Genomic DNA, 16,162 nt, shown 5'->3' on the forward strand with positions numbered 1-16,162 from the left:
TGGTTATTTGTTTTCAATATCACGGTATTTAAGAGCCAGTAGTATGAAAAGTATAATTAATGATCAGGTTGAGTATGATTCCACCAGCAAAAGCCTGAAACATCGCGATACTACAATAATCCTTTCGGCGTCTACAGTGAGACTACTTGAGTTATTTATTGCCCATAAAAATCAACAACTCCATCGCGATTTTATCATTGAAGAAGTATGGGAAAAGCATGGTATGGCTCCATCGGGTCATAGTCTTAATAAAAGTATCAGTATTTTGCGAAAAGCCTTTAGTGAGTTGGGGGCGGGAAATCCCATTGAAACGCTGCCCCGGCAGGGATTTTTGTTCCATGCTTCGATCTGCGACGAATCGACATCTTCCAGTGGGGATGAAGTTGTGAGTTTGGTATCTGAAACGGAAAAGGTGCTCTCATCCGTAAGACCTAAGCGTAAAAATATTATTCTGCTCATTTTATTATTTTTTTTACTTGGGAGTGTTTTTTTCATATTGCCAGTTTTTAATTCAGGCACCACGAATTTTATCTATATTAGGGCAATAGGTGATTGTAAAATTTATACTGCAGATGACAATAACGCTGATAAAACTAAAGCATTTTTATCTTCTGATATGTGGCGAAAAGTGAATGCGGTTTGTCATGATGGTAAGAAAACGATTGTTTTTTATGATGACAATAATTTATCAGCAGGTAACTCTCTTAAAGAGAACTTTCTCGGAATTTGTTCGCTAGGTAAAGGAGGTGCTGCCCATGAATGCGAAAACTTTATTTATTAGTGTGGGTGTCATCCTTGCAATAATAGCAGCATTCTATCTTTATCATCATCATGATTCGGAGACGCTGACCTGTTCTGCCAAAAATTATCTGCATCTGGAGGCGCAAACTCAGGGTGTAAAGATTGAAGGTGAAGTTCTGCTGGTTTTTCGTATTTCTTCCGCTACAAAAGGGAGGGTATCTCAGGTGGGAAGCCTTAATGTTCAGGGTAAACATTACGCCGTAGATCGTAATGTCGAATTGAACTTTATAGGTAAAGATCGCGATGGATACCTACAGACCCGCCGTGTGGCTACCGTCAAAAATAAAAATGATAATGTCCCTGATGAAGTTACAGACCTGCTCATGTCACGTCAGGATATTTTCTATTACAAGATCATTCATATCGCGGGAAATGTTTATGCGATAAGAGATCTGCGACGTACGCTCATGGTTTGTCGGGCAGCATGAATTGCAATAAAGTATTATTTCCACGGTTGTTTGTGGTTGTATATTTTGTTGCTGTTTGAATTGTGGTTTTTTATTTTGCCTTGCTGTGAAAGTGAGTAAAAGGATTTGTACTTATAAAACATTAGGAATTTTCCTTTTTTAATATTTAAAATGGCCTTACCATTTTTTTGGAATACTCATGTGGATAATCGTGATTATAAACTCTGAAACTACGTGATATGACTTATGGATAAAGTTAATTTGCGAATCGCATTATAATTGCTGGAGGCTGAAGGTGTTGTATATTCTCTCGTTTATAAAACGAGGGACCTGCTATGCCATAAATTTAAGTTGGTGGTAACTATGAATACGAAAAAGGTTTTTCTGCTCAGTTATGATATTTTTCTTTTCTCAGGAATAAAAGCATGGTTGCCAAATCTGGTGTTGGTCGATGCGCGGACATTTATTTCTGGTACGCCGTCAGTTACTCTACAATATCCGTCCTGTTTGCTGGTTATCGATAACCGGTTACCATTATTCCTGGTCAGAAAGTGGTTCCAGAGAAACAGTACACAGTTTATTAATATAAATTGTATTGTTCTTCGGATGAATGAAACCCGTCCTGTTAATCGGGGGTACGAGGAGTATGCCTTTATTAGTGGACGGGAGTTGTCGGATCAATTGATTTCTCAGCTAAGAGCCAATCTAATGGAACCTAATGAGGTTGTGGAAGTCACTAAAGGTTCAACAATGTTTGCTTTTCATTTGACTGAATTTGAAGAGGAAATGCTGTATGCATCATTCACAAAAGAAAAGTTGCACGATTTTTGTATTGCTAACTCGCTAACAATTAAGTCAGTGTATCGATATCGGGAAAGAATTACTGCCCGACTAGGATTTTCTCATTTTAATGAGGTTGTCATTTTTTTGACCAGGAATAATTTATTGCATGAAGATTATCCGACAAACAGTCATTCTGCAGAGAATATAATTTACGGCGATGCATATGATGCCTCAGATTCTAGTAGACTGAGTATGGCAATAAGGAATGAAGAAATCATTCCTTATTTTCAACCCATCGTAAATATTAGTGGGGACGTCTGTGGTGTTGAGGTTTTAGCTCGCTGGCCACAGGGTCATAACTATGCCATTTCTCAGCGTGAGTTTATTCCGCTGGCAGAGAAAAGTGGTTTAATTAATGAGCTGACGAGCTATTTAATGACCACCGTTGCGCGTGTGCTGGTCGACGGAGGTGAGGGTATCAATAAAACTCTATTCGTCTCATTTAATGTTAGTCCATCTGGTTTAAGCAACCCCGTCTTTTATTGGGAATGCCTTAATTTCATGGAAATAACGCAAAGGCTACCGATTAAATTGATGATTGAAATAACCGAAAACCAGACCCTCACTATCACTCCGGCAATCAAAGAGCTGATACGATCACTGAGAAACAGAGGGGTGCTGTTTGCTTTAGATGATTTTGGGACTGGATACGCTAACCTCTGCTATCTCAATGAGTTAGAACTTGATGTTATAAAAATTGACAAAACGTTCATCAAGGCTATTAAAGAGGTTGAGCAACATATTCCTATGCTCGAGTCAATCATTCACCTTTCCGGACTATTGGGATTGCGTATGGTCGCGGAGGGCGTTGAATACGGCTATCAGCAGCAGTGGCTGGGAAAAAATAATGTTGATTACCTGCAGGGTTATCAATTTTTACCGCCAGTGACGTTTGATGATTTTATCCGGTATTACAAGCAGTCTGTAAGTATGTTTGAATCAGTGTCTGACTCCACTTTCTCAACGTAGAGCCTTTCGGGAATGAGAAGGGCATAAGACTTAGTACGTGCGTGTGTTAAAAGCCGTATGGTTATCTACACTATTTTTATTTCCGTAGCATCAGGGGCAAATGCCTCCGGTGCGGTTTTTTTGCAGAGACAGGCACGATAGGTTTTGCCTGTCTGGTTAAGGAGATATCTTGTTGCGAGCGAAGCATCATTTGTTTATTTATCCTAAACGGGTTATTCATAGCTGTGTAAGTGTTAATCGCTAAAGTCCCGAGGTTAGCCCGTAGCCATGCGTAATTTCCTGATAAAATTAAGAGTATGGTTTCTGCCACCGCTGATCTTAGTACTATTCCTCGTCGCGGATGCGTTGACGCTGAGCCAGCGTTTTTCTTTCGGCGCGGTGAATACCGCGTTAAGCGTATTGCTGGCGGTTGTCAGCCTGGCGATGATACTTCATACCGCGTGGCAGATGCGGATGAAACGTACGACGCTCAACCCGCTTCATGCAGAAAAATCGACCACGCTTGTTACCAGCGGATGCTACGCCTGGAGCCGCAACCCGATCTACCTTGGTATGAGTGGACTCCAGTTGGCCTTTGCCCTCTGTGTCGGGAGCATTGCCGGGATACTGGCTGTACCGCTGTTTATGCTGGTAGTTGCCAGATTGCATATCGATTTTGAAGAGGAACAACTGCGAAAACATTTCGGGCTGGAATGGGAACATTATGAACGGCAAGTTCGTCGTTGGTTATAGTAATACCCGGTGATCTCGAATATAGCTATTGCCAATGGGAAAAGTGATGCAAGCGCTCCGCTGTGTCTGCGATGGCGTGTGTGGAAGCACTGACCATATACAAATGGGTAGGCTTTGTGACGACACGATTCGTGCGTAATTGAAACCGGGTGATGCAAAAATAGGCGTTTGATTCGCAAGGCCATTGACGCGTCGCCCGGTTAGTTTTAACCTTCTACCCCGTGCTCACATTCGTGGACATGTCCTTTTCAGGGCCGATATAGCTCAGTTGGTAGAGCAGCGCATTCGTAATGCGAAGGTCGTAGGTTCGACTCCTATTATCGGCACCATTTCAAACTCTTCCCAAGTCTACCTAAATCAACTCAAAGCCCGTATGTTGTGGCTTCTGGCCCATATCTATCTGCTGTTATCAACCGGAATCAAGTTATTGTTGGGGGGCATAAGTGGGGGCACTATCGTAGGTTGCATCATTTTAAATGCGTTTAAAATTTTAAATGTATCAGGGAGTTTTTGATTTTTTTATCCTTTTGATTTTTCTATATTTTAAAGGTGACAGTCGATAATTATTTGAAAACACCCTTGTGAACGTCTGTTGAGAGTCAAAACCATACTTAAAAGCGATTTCTATAATCGATTCATTGGTTTCAACAAGATCCCTGGCCGCAAGTTTGAGTTTTTTATCTCTAATATATTTACCAAGACTAACGTCTTTAACCTGCATGAAAACCCGCTGAAGATGCCACTTCGAGTATCCTGCTCGCGCTGCAACATCCTCGATCTTCAGCGGTTTGTGTATGTTTAATTCAATCCATTGGATTATCTCATCGATGATGTCTTCTGTTCTGAACATAAGTTGACGCTCATTATGAAAGGTTTATGACACCATCCTTCTCAGGATATTGATAATTTATTTATAAATTGCTGCAACACCGTGCAAACGATTGTTCCCTGTGATTGACAGAATTTTGAATGATGTTGCACCTTGTTCATCAGCCTTGCGAGAAAGCTCATTCGATAAATCATTAAGTGTATAGGCATTGCTGGTTGAGACTACGCCAATCTTTTGTTTACCATCTGTATGATTAATATGCTGGGCTGCAGATGCAACATTCATTGAAATAAATCCGATGAGGAATGTCGTCACAAATAGTGTTTTCATATTGCGTACCTCTTCTGAGTAAATTTTTTACCAGACCTGAGAACAGAAGGAATTCCTGCTGGTTCTCACAAATAAATATACGGTTCTAAGCTGTCATAAAACTGACAGCCATATGACAAAATTGTCAGGTTTTTAGATGGTTAACTTGTTTTGAATACAGGTTTTTCTGTTGATAATGCACGCAGGTTCTTTACCGCGAGGTGTCCATATCTAAAAAAAGTCACGGGGTGATGGGCCAATTTAATGGTAGTGTTCATGACGAAAAGTAATATTTTTAGGTGCCGCGGTAACGCGTATTTTCATGACAAACCTTCTGATAACACAGACTTATTTCTGGTATGAACAGAATATCAATTATCGCTATTGTCAGTAATGAGGCTAAAATGATGGTGCCTGTGAACATCCATCATGGTCCTCTTTGGGGGAATGCTTTAATAAGGAAATAGCCAATGCTTAGAGAAAACTTCAACGAACTGCAAATCTTTCTTGTGGTAGCAAGGGAGAGAAGTTTTACCAAAGCTGCTGGCAAACTTGGTGTTTCTCAGTCAGCACTTAGCCATGCGATAAAAGCGCTGGAGGAAAGGTTAAACATCCGCCTTTTAACCCGAACCACCCGAAGCGTTGCCCCCACAGAAGCAGGTGAGAGAATTATTGCCTGTCTTGAACCGCGTATTGCCGATCTTGAGCAGGAGCTGGAATCGCTCGTGCAACTTAACGGTATTGCCTCTGGCAATATCCGCTTATCCGCCGGGGAACATGCTGCGCGAAGTCTTGTATGGCCGAAGCTAAAACCTTTCCTCAGGGAATACCCGGAAATCAATGTCGAACTGGTTGTTGATAATGGTTTTGTCGATATTGTTGAAGGGCGTTTTGATGCCGGAATTCGTCTGGGCGAGAGCGTGGCTAAAGACATGGTCGCTGTGAGGATCGGACCGGATATGCGGATGGCAGTGGTTGGCGCACCGTCATATTTTGCCGCTAACCCTGCTCCTGAAACACCACACGAATTACAAAATCATCGCTGCATCAATATGCGTCTGCCGACTGCCGGTGGGCTTTACCACTGGGAGTTCGAGAAGGAAGGGAAACCGTTACGGGTCAGAGTTGAAGGGCAGGTGACCTTTAATCTACTGGCAGAAAGGATCGATGCTGTTTTATCTGGTTTTGGTATCGCTTGTGTTCCTGAGGATATGGTTGAGGATTATATAAAGTCAGGAGAACTTATTCTGGTTCTGCAGGAGTGGTGTCCTTCATTCCCCGGTTATTACCTTTATTATCCCAGCCGCAAACAGCATCCACCCGCTTTTGCGCTGATGATAGATGCGCTTCGGTACTCTGAATAGCGGGTCCGTAATTCACGGTGGACCCGCTTAAGTTTTAACGGCCTACACGAGCCTGATGCTCAGGCGAGTAGCGCGCGCCGACGATTTTGATTGTTTCAAGCGCCTGTGTTACCTGAAATAAATCATCCTGCGAAAGAATAAGGTCAGCAGCCCCCAGGTTTTCCTCCAACCGGTGCAGTTTGGTTGTACCCGGAATAGGAACAATCCACGGTTTTTGTGCCAGTAACCATGCCAACGCGATTTGCGCAGACGTTACACCTTTCTCGGCAGCCAGTTCACCCAATAAATAGACCAGCTTTTCATTGGCTTCAATCGCTTGCTCGGCGAAGCGCGGCACGGTGCTGCGGTAATCATCCTTCCCAAAAGTCGTTCCTGACTTAATCGAGCCTGTCAGGAATCCTTTGCCTAATGGGCTGAATGGCACAAAACCAATGCCCAATTCCTCCAGCAACGGCAGGATCTCCTGTTCAGGCTCGCGCCACCACATGGAGTATTCGCTTTGCAGGGCAGTGACAGGATGTACAGCATGCGCACGGCGAATGGTTTGTGCTCCCGCTTCGGACAGACCGAAATGTTTGACCTTCCCTTCTGCTATCAGGTCTTTTACCGTTCCGGCAACATCTTCAATTGGAACATCAGGATCGACACGGTGCTGGTACAGCAAATCAATAACGTCTGTCTTGAGACGGCGTAATGATCCTTCAACAGCTTCACGGATATGCTCTGGACGGCTGTTTAAAATCTGCTGCTTGTTGTCATCTCCAAAGGTAAAACCAAATTTAGTTGCGATAACCACGCGGTCGCGAAAGGGTTTTAAGGCTTCGCCGACAACGTCTTCATTCAGAAATGGACCATACACTTCAGCGGTGTCGAAGAAAGTAACGCCACGTTCAACCGCTGCGCGAATGAGTTCGATAGCCTGACGGGTATCTGTCGCCGGGCCGTAGCCGTGGCTGAGTCCCATGCAACCGAGCCCAAGCGCTGACACTTCTAACCCGGATTTACCCAGATAACGTTTTTGCATTTAATGAATACCTCTTTTATCGCGGCTTAAACATCAAGTTTGCGGCCAGTCAGCCATTCCACCATTGCTGGATCGCGGTGTGAGAAGAATGCGCTGGTTGCGGTGTCAAGGGCGGCAATCTGCAGCATATCCTCAGTAGTGAGTTCAAAATCGAGAATGTTGATGTTCTCTTCCATACGTTCTTTTCGTACTGATTTAGCCAGCGAAACGATGCCTCGCTGGAAGATCCACCGCAGAACAACCTGGCCTACGCTTTTGCCGTACTTATGACCAATCGCCGTTAATACGGGATGCTGGAACAGACCATTTTTACCTTCAGCAAACGGAGCCCAGGCTTCCGGTTGAATCCCACGGCTTTGCATCCAGGCAACGGCATGCAGTTGCTGGTTGAAGGGGTTAACTTCAATCTGGTTTACTGCGGGGACAACGCTGTTGAAGGCGATAAGGTCGGCCAGTCTGTCAGGATGGAAGTTACTGACGCCAATGGCGCGAATTTTGCCTGCCTGTTGCAGTTCTTCCATGGCACGCCAGGCACCATGGACATCACCGTAAGGCTGGTGAATCAGGTACAGGTCAACGTAGTCCAGTTGCAGCCGGTTCAATGAACGCTCAAACTGAGCTTTAGCACCTGCGTAATTGATATCCTGTAGCCAAAGCTTGGTTGTTACAAAGAGCTCGCTACGAGCGACACCGGTCTGTTTCAGTGCACTCCCAACCTGGGTTTCATTCTGGTATGAAGCAGCGGTATCGATCAGGCGGTATCCCGTATTGATTGCATCAATAACGGCACGCTCGCATTCGGCGGCATCCGTCATCTGAAACACACCAAAACCCAGCAGGGGCATTTCGATACCATTGTTCAGTTTTACAGTTTGCATGACGTTATCTCTCAGCTGTTGTCCGGGAAAAGCATAACGCAAACTGATTTATTCGATTAGATAGGGTAATTAGCTAGGGTTTATTAGATATGTTCATTAATCTTGTGGATATATGACAATAGGCTTAGTACAGGAGCGGAAGTCACTTCTGTCGATATGTGTTGTTAATGGTGAGTAATTAATGCATCGTGACGAAGTGTTATGATCAAAATGTTCTGTACATAAATTGAAAAAAACGATGGTAAATAAAATACTGGTAAGTGCCTGCCTGATGGGGTTAAAAGTCCGTTATAACGGAAGTGAGAAAGCACAGGTGACGGCTCAACTTGCTCGCTGGCAAGAAGAACAACGTCTGGTAATTCACTGCCCCGAAATGGCTGCCGGGTTGCCTGTGCCACGCCCACCGGCAGAGATTATTTCTGCTTGCGGCACAGATGTGATGCAAGGGCGAGCCAGCATAATAGAGAACACGGGGCGAGATGTTACGGAACAATATCGACTCGCAGCCTGGCTGGCATTGCGCACGGCACTGGAATCTGGTTGCACCGCTGCGTTGTTAACTGACGGCAGTCCAACATGTGGTGTCGAGTTTATTTATGACGGCTCTTTCAGTGGCCAGCGTAAATCAGGTATGGGAGTTGCGGCATCGCTACTTTCAGAGCATGGTATAAAAGTATTTTCAGATACACAGGTCGTGGAGCTTATTTCCTGGATTAAGGACAGGGATTTTGAGTTAGCGTCCGCTTCCCGCTCTTAACGGGTATCATCCGTCTTAATTCAGACCGCTTCGTGCCAATCTGTGAATGAGAAGATTATCTTGTTCAGTTTGAAAATCCTGATTACTCTGGCGGGGCTAATACTTTTAGTTTAAACGAGGCAAGATTTATTTTTTTCAAAAGTAAAGGCTGTTAAATGTAGGGCTACTCCTCCCATTGAGTCAAACTTATGACGAATTTACCTTACGAAACTTTCCTGGAAGCAGATGGTCCACTGGGCCCCCTTAAAGGCACTTTACTCAGTTCTTCTCCAAATCCTGAGAATATTATTTTGATCGTTCCTGGCTCAGGACCCACTGATCGTGAGGGCAATAATCCGCTTGGCGTCAATGCCGGGACTTACCGACTTCTTGCGGAAGGGTTGGCTAAAAAAGGCAGAGCGGTGTTAAGAATTGATAAACGTGGCATGTTTGGCAGTTCATCAGCAGTTATGGATGCGAACTCGGTAGTCTTGAAAGATTATGTCGACGATATTCGGTCGTGGTTGAACATTCTGAACCGCCGATTCAATACAAAATGTGTTTGGCTCCTTGGACACAGCGAAGGTGGGATAGTTACACTAGCTTCAGCTCAGGAAAATCAGATCTCTGGCATAATCCTGGTCGCAACACCATCACGCCCCCTGAGCGAAGTTTTGCGGCATCAGTTCAAAACAAATCTAGAGGACGCGACTCTTCAAACGCTGGGGGGTAAAGTTATCGATGCGCTTGAACAGGGCCAATATATCGATGTTGAAAATATGCCCCCCGTATTACAAAGTATATTCAATCCTTCAGTTCAGGGATTTCTTATAGACCTTTTTACATACAACCCGAGCCAAATGATAGAGGCTGTAACTAAACCGATATTGATCTTACAAGGAGAACGAGATATTCAGGTGGATAAAAAAAACGCAGGAGAACTTGCAGCAGCAAACCCTGGAGCAACTGTTGTAATGTTTCCTGATACAAATCACGTATTAAAGCCGGTTACTTCAGATAACAGGCAAGAAAATATTGCTGCTTATACAGACCCATCACTTTCTCTTGCGCCCGGTATAGTTGATGCCATTTCTCAATTTTTGTCTAAAAATGCAGGCAACATTAGCCCTGAATAAGAATATGCAGCCCTGGGAAATTGCACAAGTTTTCAGATTCGAGCGGGTTGAGCGACTACCCATCCCGATATGTATGATTAAACTAAGCCAGATGTTATTAGCGCAACGCAGTTTCTCGCTCACAGCAGATAGCCTGATTTGAAAGTCTCACAACTGAGATCAGACTACTTCAAACCAGAGAAAATCTTTATAAATAGGATATTCGTTCTGCGCCTTCATCACTGGAGGCTCAATATTTTCTCGTGCTACTGCAGTTTTTTCTCTTTCAGGAACTGGCTTACTAAATCTGCGATCTGAACATTATTCAGATCAGAAAACGGGAAGTGAGTATTGCCTTTTATTCCTATCTCCGGAAGGTGCGTAACCGTCACATCCCCGCCGTGTTTGTTCACCACGTTGTGCCACTCACGAGCCATTGCCAGGCGTACTCGCCAGCTGTCCTGCGCGGGCATCGCCACGGGTTTATCCGGTATGTTATCGCCGTAAATAATCAGAATCGGGATTTTAGTCAGTGCCATAAACTGTTCCATTGGAACAGGTTCACCTTTCAACGTGTCGAAAGCACTTGGCATTGGTGCCGGTAATTCTTTCTCCGGAAAAACAAAACTGCTGCCTGGCTCAAAGGCGATAATGGCTTTGACCTTGTCGTTTTTCATCGCGGTATACCAGCCTGGCCCGCCACCCTGAGAGTGGGTGAAGAGGATAGCCGGACCGGATTTATCCACTACTGCGGACATCGCATCAGAAATTACATTGATATCAAACGGCCCTGTATTCGGAGTCATCTGACGGAAATACTGATTCAGTGCCTCTTTGTCGTGAGAGAACTGAACGCCTTTAAAATACTCAGGCCACACGCCAACACGGAACTGATTAAACCACATCTGCTCATCGGGTTTTGGCGTGACAGTACCTTCTACTGTAGAGCGCCCGGCGCTGCCCCGACGCGGTTGATCGACAAGATAAGTAGAGAACCCACGGCGCAGGAATATATTCTGAAACCCTTCGCGACCGTCCGGTGTACTTTCCCAGGTACGGGAAAACTGACCTGCGCCGTGCAGCATGACAATAGGGTATTTATGCGGATTTTCCGGAATTTGGTAGAAAACAGACGCATGATCACCATGATAAGTTTGACCAGCAGAATCCAGTGGTTTTTTCGCGTTAAATGTACCTGGTGCTGCGATGATAGCGCCGCCAGCAGAAAAGCTTCCTTGTTCCTGAATGATTAATGGCTCTGCATACACCGACTGAACCGCCAGACCACCCGCTATCACGCTGATGGCCAGCGCTTTTAAGATTGTCTTCAAGATTACATCCTCTGTTATGTTTGCAGCTTAATAATATCTGAGTTGACCCTGGCGATAATATCGTTCCGATGAATACCCTTATTTGTCCGGTTCATGAATACGAACGATTAGCTACGTATTGTCTCTAACCAGTTGGTTACCATCTCTGTGGTTCTCCGCTCCTGATCGCATTCAATGACCAACGGTTTTTCCCGGCGCGCGGTTGGGGCAAGTTTTGCAAGGATGCCGTCGCTGTCCCCTTTACCGTAACCGCCGTGGGTGATAAAGGGGATGAGTAATTTTCCCTCGAGGTTATGGCTGCTCAGAAAGGTTTGTACTATGGGTGGCACACTGGTGCTCCAGACGGGAAAGCCTAAATACACGGCCTCATAACGTTCGATATCTGCGACGCTATTTTTTAATGCCGGTTTAATTCCCCGGGCCCGTTCATTTTTTGCTTGTTCAACGGTCTGAAAATAGTCTTCCGGATAAGGTTTCTCCGGCTCGATTGTAAACAGATCGGTATTCAGGCTTCGGTGAATGATACCCGCAACCACCCGTGTGTTCCCGCTACGAGAAAAGTACGCTACCAGAATGCGGCTATTGCCCCGCACGTTTGCGTTTCCAGTTGCCGCTGAAGCCAGAGAAACGTTCGCCAGTGTGAGCCCGGCAAGCGCTGTAAGTAACATTCTTCGGGTGGAATCATGCTCCATAACTCACTCCTCTGTTTGCTTGCCACCGCCCATTCCAATGCTTCTTCAACGCGAATGGCTGCAACATTTTCGCCATATTCACGCCGAAACTGCGCCAGCGGGTGCAGCATTTGCCGAGAGATTAAAACCAAAGGTCAGCAGTATCGCTGTCCAGGAAGAAAACGTAGAGAAGGGCAGAAACAGTGCGGGGTAAGGTAAATATCGAGTCATGCAAAGCGTCCTTATCAAGGATGGGAAAGATAGCCTGCGATGATTCTAAAGAGTGGGACATGTCTTCAGGCTGACGACCCCCTGACATCTGTGTCAGTTAATCTTATTTCTGGCTCTGTCCCGGGGGGAGCGTGGCTGAATGCGTTATCCGGCTGCATTGCAAACGTGACACCAAATGTGTTGATACCGTCCTCACTACGCGCAAAGACGTCCCCCTGGTGCATAATGGCGACGGCACGTACGATTGATAAACCCAGCCCGTGATGGGTATCGCTCCTGGCCCTGGAAGTATCGACGCGATATAAACGTTCAAAAAGCCGATGTAAATGTTCCGGCGCAATGGGAGCACCCGGGTTAGAAACTTCAACGCAGGCGTGATTATTCGTTTCGCTCAACCGAACGGTAACCGTGCTGTTGGATGGCGAATGTCTTGCGCTGTTTTCCAGTAAATTTGCAAGTGAACGGTGGAACAGCCGTCGGTCGATATGCGCGGTGACGTCACCTTCAATATCAAGGGAAAGCTGTTTTTCAGCAAAGGAAGGCTCTACATACTCCGCTGTTTTAAGGGTCTCTTGACGCAGGGAAACCTGCATAAGCTGGGAAGCGTGTTCACCCGCGTGAGCATGTGACAAAAAAAGCATGTCGTTTACGATCGATGTCATACGCTCAAGCTCTTCGAGATTCGAACCTAAAAGCTCTTCCAACTCATCATGCGAACGTCGGCGTGACAACCCCAGTTGCGTCTGGCCAATCAGGTTGGTCAGCGGCGTACGAAGTTCATGGGCTACATCAGCGTTAAAACTTTCGAGCTGTCGCCAGGCTACCTGCTGCCGTTCCAGCACCCCGTTAAATGATGAAGCGAGTTGCTGCAATTCTTTTGGTAGTGCTTTGGTATCAAGGCGTTGGCCGTGGTCTCCCGGAGCGAGCTGCTGTGCTTGTTTACTGAGTGCGCCTAGCGGACGTAGGCCGATCCTTGAGACCATATAACCCAGCAGCGCTACAATAAACACCCCCAGAGCGGCAATAATCAGCAGGGTGCGCGTGAATGCATCAAGCGTGCCCATATACGGAGTGGAGTCGATGGCAACCACATAGCGCAACTCAGGTCTTTCGCCGTTGGCGGGGATTGTTTTTACCAACAAATGAAGTGAGCATGCCCCTTCGGATGCGCCGGGCATTTTATTAAACCCCTCCCGTAAAGAAGACCACTGGATCCCAGTCGGCGGTGTTCCGCCTACGCTAAAATGTGGGTTATCACTCACTACCCAGTAGCGAACAAGTTCGCCTTCTGAATTGGTTAACATGTTGAATTTACTGGCAAGCGTAGACCAGCCGTCAAGAGAAGTTCGCGCAGTGATCCACGGGCTCATTAATGATTCACGAAACAGTAGCTCGTTGTGTATCTGTTTTTGCAATGAGTCATGCAGCGAGCTTCGTAGTGTTATACCGATAACGGAGAGAATCAGCAGAGCGGATAACGCAAACATCAGTGCCAGATGGACGGATATGGAGCGCTTAAGCATGCTTATCCTCTTCATTTATTCTGGCCTGACTTCGAGAACGTATCCCATACCACGTACGGTATGTAGTAATTTTATGCCGAACGGAGCATCAACTTTGGCCCGCAGACGTTTAATAGCAACTTCAACCACGTTGGCATCGCTATCAAAATTCATGTCCCATATCTGCTCAGCAATCATCATCTTTGACAGAATTTCCCCCTGATGACGGGCCAGAAGGCTCAACAGGGAAAACTCTTTCGCGGTCAGTTCCAGTCGCGTTCCTGCACGAAACACACGGCGAGCCAGTAGATCAAGATGCAGATCGTAGATCTGAAGTTGGGTGATGTCGGCTCCATCCGTTGACCGGCGACGTACCAGCGCCTGAATACGCGCCACCAATTCAATGAGTGAGAAGGGCTTAGGAAGATAATCATCAGCACCAAGTCGAAGCCCTTTAACGCGCTCGTCGACCGACCCTCGAGCAGATAACATTAACACGGGGGTCTGTTTACTAGCCCGTACGCCCTCGAGTACCCGGTAGCCATCCATTCCCGGCAACATCACATCAAGAATTATCGCGTCGTAGTCGAACTCCAGCGCGTAATGGAGGCCTTCTGCACCATCTGCTGAGACATCCACCGTAAATCCAGACTCGCCCAGCGCACGGCTGAGGTAGGTAGATGTTTTTTCTTCGTCTTCTACTAAAAGTAACCTCATCCTGTTTCCTCCATTCGCTGTCCGTTCAGCAGCCGCACCCGGGGGATGGTAATTATTCAGCCCCAACAGCTGGCTGACATTTTTCTGACATTTCTGTCAGTTACAGATTCGGTCTTAAGTGACAATGCCAGTCAGTCTGACTGTTTCATAAGCTTGATTAGTGCTTTCCGCGTGTACATCTAAGACTAACGATGTCGGGATGAAAGATAATTACACACATTAAATAGGCGCTATGAACGAAACTCATAAACCGGACAGGGGCATGTAATCGTTATTTTTACCTGAAAGGGATGTTGAATGCTGTGTTTGTAGCGGCATAAATTTACTGTGCCGCTACAATTTCTGCGATAGCAAAAGTCAGATTGCTGATTGGCGCTAGCGAGGTTGCTGCTGGGTAGTGCAGTGAATGCCACCGCCACCTGCCGCGATGCCGTCGATATTGAGTTGAATAATTTCACGTTCAGCAAACAACTCCTGCAAAATATCGCGAGTATTGCGGTCAGTGCGTTTATCGCCAAATTCCGGTGCAATAATCGCACCGTTGCAGACATAGAAATTGATATAACCTGCGGCGAAATCATTGCTTGCGTAGGCTGGACGGATAGCGGAAGGGCCTTCCAGCGTGATCACCTTCAGGCGCCGTCCTTTTGCATCCGTTGCGGCGCGCAAGATTTCCAGATGACGTCTGGTAACGGCGTAATCAAATGAGGACTGATCCTGCTCAAGTCCCGCCACCACCGTACCTGGGTGAGTGAATCTGGCATAAAAGTCCGTATGTCCGTCGGTAATATCTTTCCCGGCAATGCCGGGTAACCAGATGATTTTTTCCAGCCCTAGCAGGTGCTTCAGCTCTCTTTCACACTCGGCTTTGCTGACGCCGGGGTTACGATTCGGGTTAATAACACAGCTCTCGGTGATAATCGCCGTGCCTTCGCCGTCGACCTCAATCCCACCACCTTCCAGCACCAGTGATGAGCGAATAAACGCGGCCCTAGTGTAATCTGTAACGAATTCTGCCACTTCAGCATCTCGAGCGTGCTCTTGCTTATCACCCCAGCCGTTGAAGTTAAACCCAATGCCCCCGAGCTCCCCGCTAGAATTATTCACAAACACTGGCCCGGTGTCGCGGATCCACAGATCGTCAATCGGATGAATCAACAGGTTGACCGTCGACCCGCACAGCCGTGCTGCCAGGTCGCTGTCCTCTTCGCGTACCAGCATATTCACTGGCTCAAATGCGGCGATGGTTTTTGCGATTGTCGCCAGATTTTCCCTAACCACTGGTAGCAGATGAGGTTCCCAGATATCCGCACTGGCGCCAAACGCCATCCAGGTTGCCGCATGAGGTGCGCCTTCATCCGGCATTTGCCATCGGCGGCGTTCTGCAGCACTGGCTAATTTACTGAAGCTGCAGCCCATCATACTGGCGAGTAACATACTCGTTGAAGTTACCAGACTCTGCTTGACGAACGAACGTCTTGTCATCATGGGGAAACCCTTTGTGATTATTCACCCAATATACGGTGAACAGAATAATAATAGATGGTAAATAACACGAGTATATTATTAATAATATAGGTGATATGAAAACCTGAGCGGAATATAACACAGGTGTTATAACTTGCAATTGCTCTGTTTTATATAATGAGAAAAAATGGATGATATTAAAATTTCTCAACTATATATTTATATATAATTTATAT

Annotated in this window: 17 protein-coding genes and 1 tRNA gene; 8 read left to right on the forward strand and 10 right to left on the reverse strand. The window is 46.0% G+C overall.

Going from position 1 to position 16,162, the window contains the following annotated elements; all coding sequences use genetic code 11:
- Positions 1-43 precede the first annotated feature (43 nt).
- From AACS05_RS04320 to AACS05_RS04340, 5 genes are all read left to right on the forward strand, one after another.
- Complete coding sequence (locus tag AACS05_RS04320; RefSeq protein ID WP_045440268.1) at positions 44-781, forward strand: winged helix-turn-helix domain-containing protein; 738 nt, start codon at positions 44-46, stop codon at positions 779-781.
- A complete protein-coding gene (locus AACS05_RS04325) occupies positions 756-1,229 on the forward strand; it encodes a hypothetical protein (RefSeq protein WP_045440270.1) in 474 nt (157 codons plus the stop codon). Before AACS05_RS04320 ends, AACS05_RS04325 begins: the two co-directional genes overlap by 26 nt.
- A 342-nt stretch (positions 1,230-1,571) precedes the next feature.
- A complete protein-coding gene (locus AACS05_RS04330; RefSeq protein ID WP_045440272.1) occupies positions 1,572-3,020 on the forward strand; it encodes an EAL domain-containing protein in 1,449 nt (482 codons plus the stop codon).
- A 267-nt stretch (positions 3,021-3,287) separates the two neighbouring features.
- Positions 3,288-3,752 (forward strand): methyltransferase family protein, encoded by a 465-nt coding sequence (locus tag AACS05_RS04335; RefSeq protein WP_045440274.1) that lies wholly within the window; start codon positions 3,288-3,290, stop codon positions 3,750-3,752.
- A gap of 253 nt (positions 3,753-4,005) precedes the next feature.
- A tRNA-Thr gene (locus AACS05_RS04340) sits at positions 4,006-4,081 on the forward strand.
- Between the two features lie 170 nt (positions 4,082-4,251).
- On the opposite strand, the gene AACS05_RS04345 is transcribed toward AACS05_RS04340, so the two are convergent.
- A complete protein-coding gene (locus AACS05_RS04345) occupies positions 4,252-4,602 on the reverse strand; it encodes a helix-turn-helix domain-containing protein (RefSeq protein ID WP_045440277.1) in 351 nt (116 codons plus the stop codon).
- 57 nt (positions 4,603-4,659) lie between these two features.
- Positions 4,660-4,911 carry a DUF1471 domain-containing protein gene (locus tag AACS05_RS04350; RefSeq protein ID WP_045440279.1) on the reverse strand — a complete coding sequence of 84 codons (252 nt, stop codon included), beginning with the start codon at positions 4,909-4,911 and terminating at the stop codon, positions 4,660-4,662.
- Positions 4,912-5,360: 449 nt separating this feature from the next.
- Here AACS05_RS04350 and AACS05_RS04355 point away from each other — a divergent pair, with 449 nt between their 5' ends.
- A complete protein-coding gene (locus AACS05_RS04355) occupies positions 5,361-6,254 on the forward strand; it encodes a LysR family transcriptional regulator (protein WP_045440282.1) in 894 nt (297 codons plus the stop codon).
- Between the two features lie 34 nt (positions 6,255-6,288).
- On the opposite strand, the gene AACS05_RS04360 is transcribed toward AACS05_RS04355, so the two are convergent.
- Entirely contained in the window at positions 6,289-7,278 is a 990-nt protein-coding gene (locus AACS05_RS04360; RefSeq protein ID WP_045440284.1) for an aldo/keto reductase, read from the reverse strand.
- Positions 7,279-7,304: 26 nt separating this feature from the next.
- Entirely contained in the window at positions 7,305-8,156 is an 852-nt protein-coding gene (locus tag AACS05_RS04365) for an aldo/keto reductase (protein WP_045440286.1), read from the reverse strand.
- Between the two features lie 238 nt (positions 8,157-8,394).
- Here AACS05_RS04365 and AACS05_RS04370 point away from each other — a divergent pair, with 238 nt between their 5' ends.
- Positions 8,395-8,913: a DUF523 domain-containing protein gene (locus AACS05_RS04370; protein WP_045440287.1), complete on the forward strand. Its 519-nt coding sequence runs from the start codon at positions 8,395-8,397 to the stop codon at positions 8,911-8,913.
- 188 nt (positions 8,914-9,101) lie between these two features.
- Entirely contained in the window at positions 9,102-10,028 is a 927-nt protein-coding gene (locus AACS05_RS04375) for an alpha/beta hydrolase (protein WP_045440290.1), read from the forward strand.
- A gap of 245 nt (positions 10,029-10,273) precedes the next feature.
- Here AACS05_RS04375 and AACS05_RS04380 read toward each other — a convergent pair whose 3' ends face one another.
- The 6 genes from AACS05_RS04380 to AACS05_RS04405 form a co-directional block, all read right to left on the reverse strand.
- Positions 10,274-11,338, reverse strand: coding sequence for an alpha/beta hydrolase (locus AACS05_RS04380; protein ID WP_045440293.1), 1,065 nt, complete (start codon positions 11,336-11,338; stop codon positions 10,274-10,276).
- A 107-nt stretch (positions 11,339-11,445) separates the two neighbouring features.
- A complete protein-coding gene (locus tag AACS05_RS04385) occupies positions 11,446-12,030 on the reverse strand; it encodes a flavodoxin (RefSeq protein ID WP_045440295.1) in 585 nt (194 codons plus the stop codon).
- 78 nt (positions 12,031-12,108) lie between these two features.
- A complete protein-coding gene (locus AACS05_RS04390) occupies positions 12,109-12,240 on the reverse strand; it encodes a hypothetical protein (protein WP_255351235.1) in 132 nt (43 codons plus the stop codon).
- 65 nt (positions 12,241-12,305) lie between these two features.
- Positions 12,306-13,763 (reverse strand): heavy metal sensor histidine kinase, encoded by a 1,458-nt coding sequence (locus tag AACS05_RS04395; RefSeq protein ID WP_045440298.1) that lies wholly within the window; start codon positions 13,761-13,763, stop codon positions 12,306-12,308.
- A 15-nt stretch (positions 13,764-13,778) separates the two neighbouring features.
- The gene (locus AACS05_RS04400) at positions 13,779-14,459 is read right to left on the reverse strand and encodes a heavy metal response regulator transcription factor (RefSeq protein WP_045440301.1); all 681 of its coding nucleotides are present in this window, start codon (positions 14,457-14,459) and stop codon (positions 13,779-13,781) included.
- A 375-nt stretch (positions 14,460-14,834) separates the two neighbouring features.
- Positions 14,835-15,947: an agmatine deiminase family protein gene (locus AACS05_RS04405; protein WP_045440304.1), complete on the reverse strand. Its 1,113-nt coding sequence runs from the start codon at positions 15,945-15,947 to the stop codon at positions 14,835-14,837.
- Positions 15,948-16,162 lie beyond the last annotated feature (215 nt).

It is taken from the genome of Citrobacter sp. S-77, assembly GCF_963864895.1.
GTDB lineage: Bacteria > Pseudomonadota > Gammaproteobacteria > Enterobacterales > Enterobacteriaceae > Citrobacter > Citrobacter murliniae.

Coding starts and splice junctions, on each gene's coding strand:
- AACS05_RS04320 (WP_045440268.1), top strand. CDS start 44: ATGAAAAGTATAATTAATGATCAGGTTGAGTATGATTCCACCAGCAAA.
- AACS05_RS04325 (WP_045440270.1), top strand. CDS start 756: ATGAATGCGAAAACTTTATTTATTAGTGTGGGTGTCATCCTTGCAATA.
- AACS05_RS04330 (WP_045440272.1), top strand. CDS start 1,572: ATGAATACGAAAAAGGTTTTTCTGCTCAGTTATGATATTTTTCTTTTC.
- AACS05_RS04335 (WP_045440274.1), top strand. CDS start 3,288: ATGCGTAATTTCCTGATAAAATTAAGAGTATGGTTTCTGCCACCGCTG.
- AACS05_RS04345 (WP_045440277.1), bottom strand. CDS start 4,602: ATGTTCAGAACAGAAGACATCATCGATGAGATAATCCAATGGATTGAA.
- AACS05_RS04350 (WP_045440279.1), bottom strand. CDS start 4,911: ATGAAAACACTATTTGTGACGACATTCCTCATCGGATTTATTTCAATG.
- AACS05_RS04355 (WP_045440282.1), top strand. CDS start 5,361: ATGCTTAGAGAAAACTTCAACGAACTGCAAATCTTTCTTGTGGTAGCA.
- AACS05_RS04360 (WP_045440284.1), bottom strand. CDS start 7,278: ATGCAAAAACGTTATCTGGGTAAATCCGGGTTAGAAGTGTCAGCGCTT.
- AACS05_RS04365 (WP_045440286.1), bottom strand. CDS start 8,156: ATGCAAACTGTAAAACTGAACAATGGTATCGAAATGCCCCTGCTGGGT.
- AACS05_RS04370 (WP_045440287.1), top strand. CDS start 8,395: ATGGTAAATAAAATACTGGTAAGTGCCTGCCTGATGGGGTTAAAAGTC.
- AACS05_RS04375 (WP_045440290.1), top strand. CDS start 9,102: ATGACGAATTTACCTTACGAAACTTTCCTGGAAGCAGATGGTCCACTG.
- AACS05_RS04385 (WP_045440295.1), bottom strand. CDS start 12,030: ATGGAGCATGATTCCACCCGAAGAATGTTACTTACAGCGCTTGCCGGG.
- AACS05_RS04390 (WP_255351235.1), bottom strand. CDS start 12,240: ATGACTCGATATTTACCTTACCCCGCACTGTTTCTGCCCTTCTCTACG.
- AACS05_RS04395 (WP_045440298.1), bottom strand. CDS start 13,763: ATGCTTAAGCGCTCCATATCCGTCCATCTGGCACTGATGTTTGCGTTA.
- AACS05_RS04400 (WP_045440301.1), bottom strand. CDS start 14,459: ATGAGGTTACTTTTAGTAGAAGACGAAGAAAAAACATCTACCTACCTC.
- AACS05_RS04405 (WP_045440304.1), bottom strand. CDS start 15,947: ATGATGACAAGACGTTCGTTCGTCAAGCAGAGTCTGGTAACTTCAACG.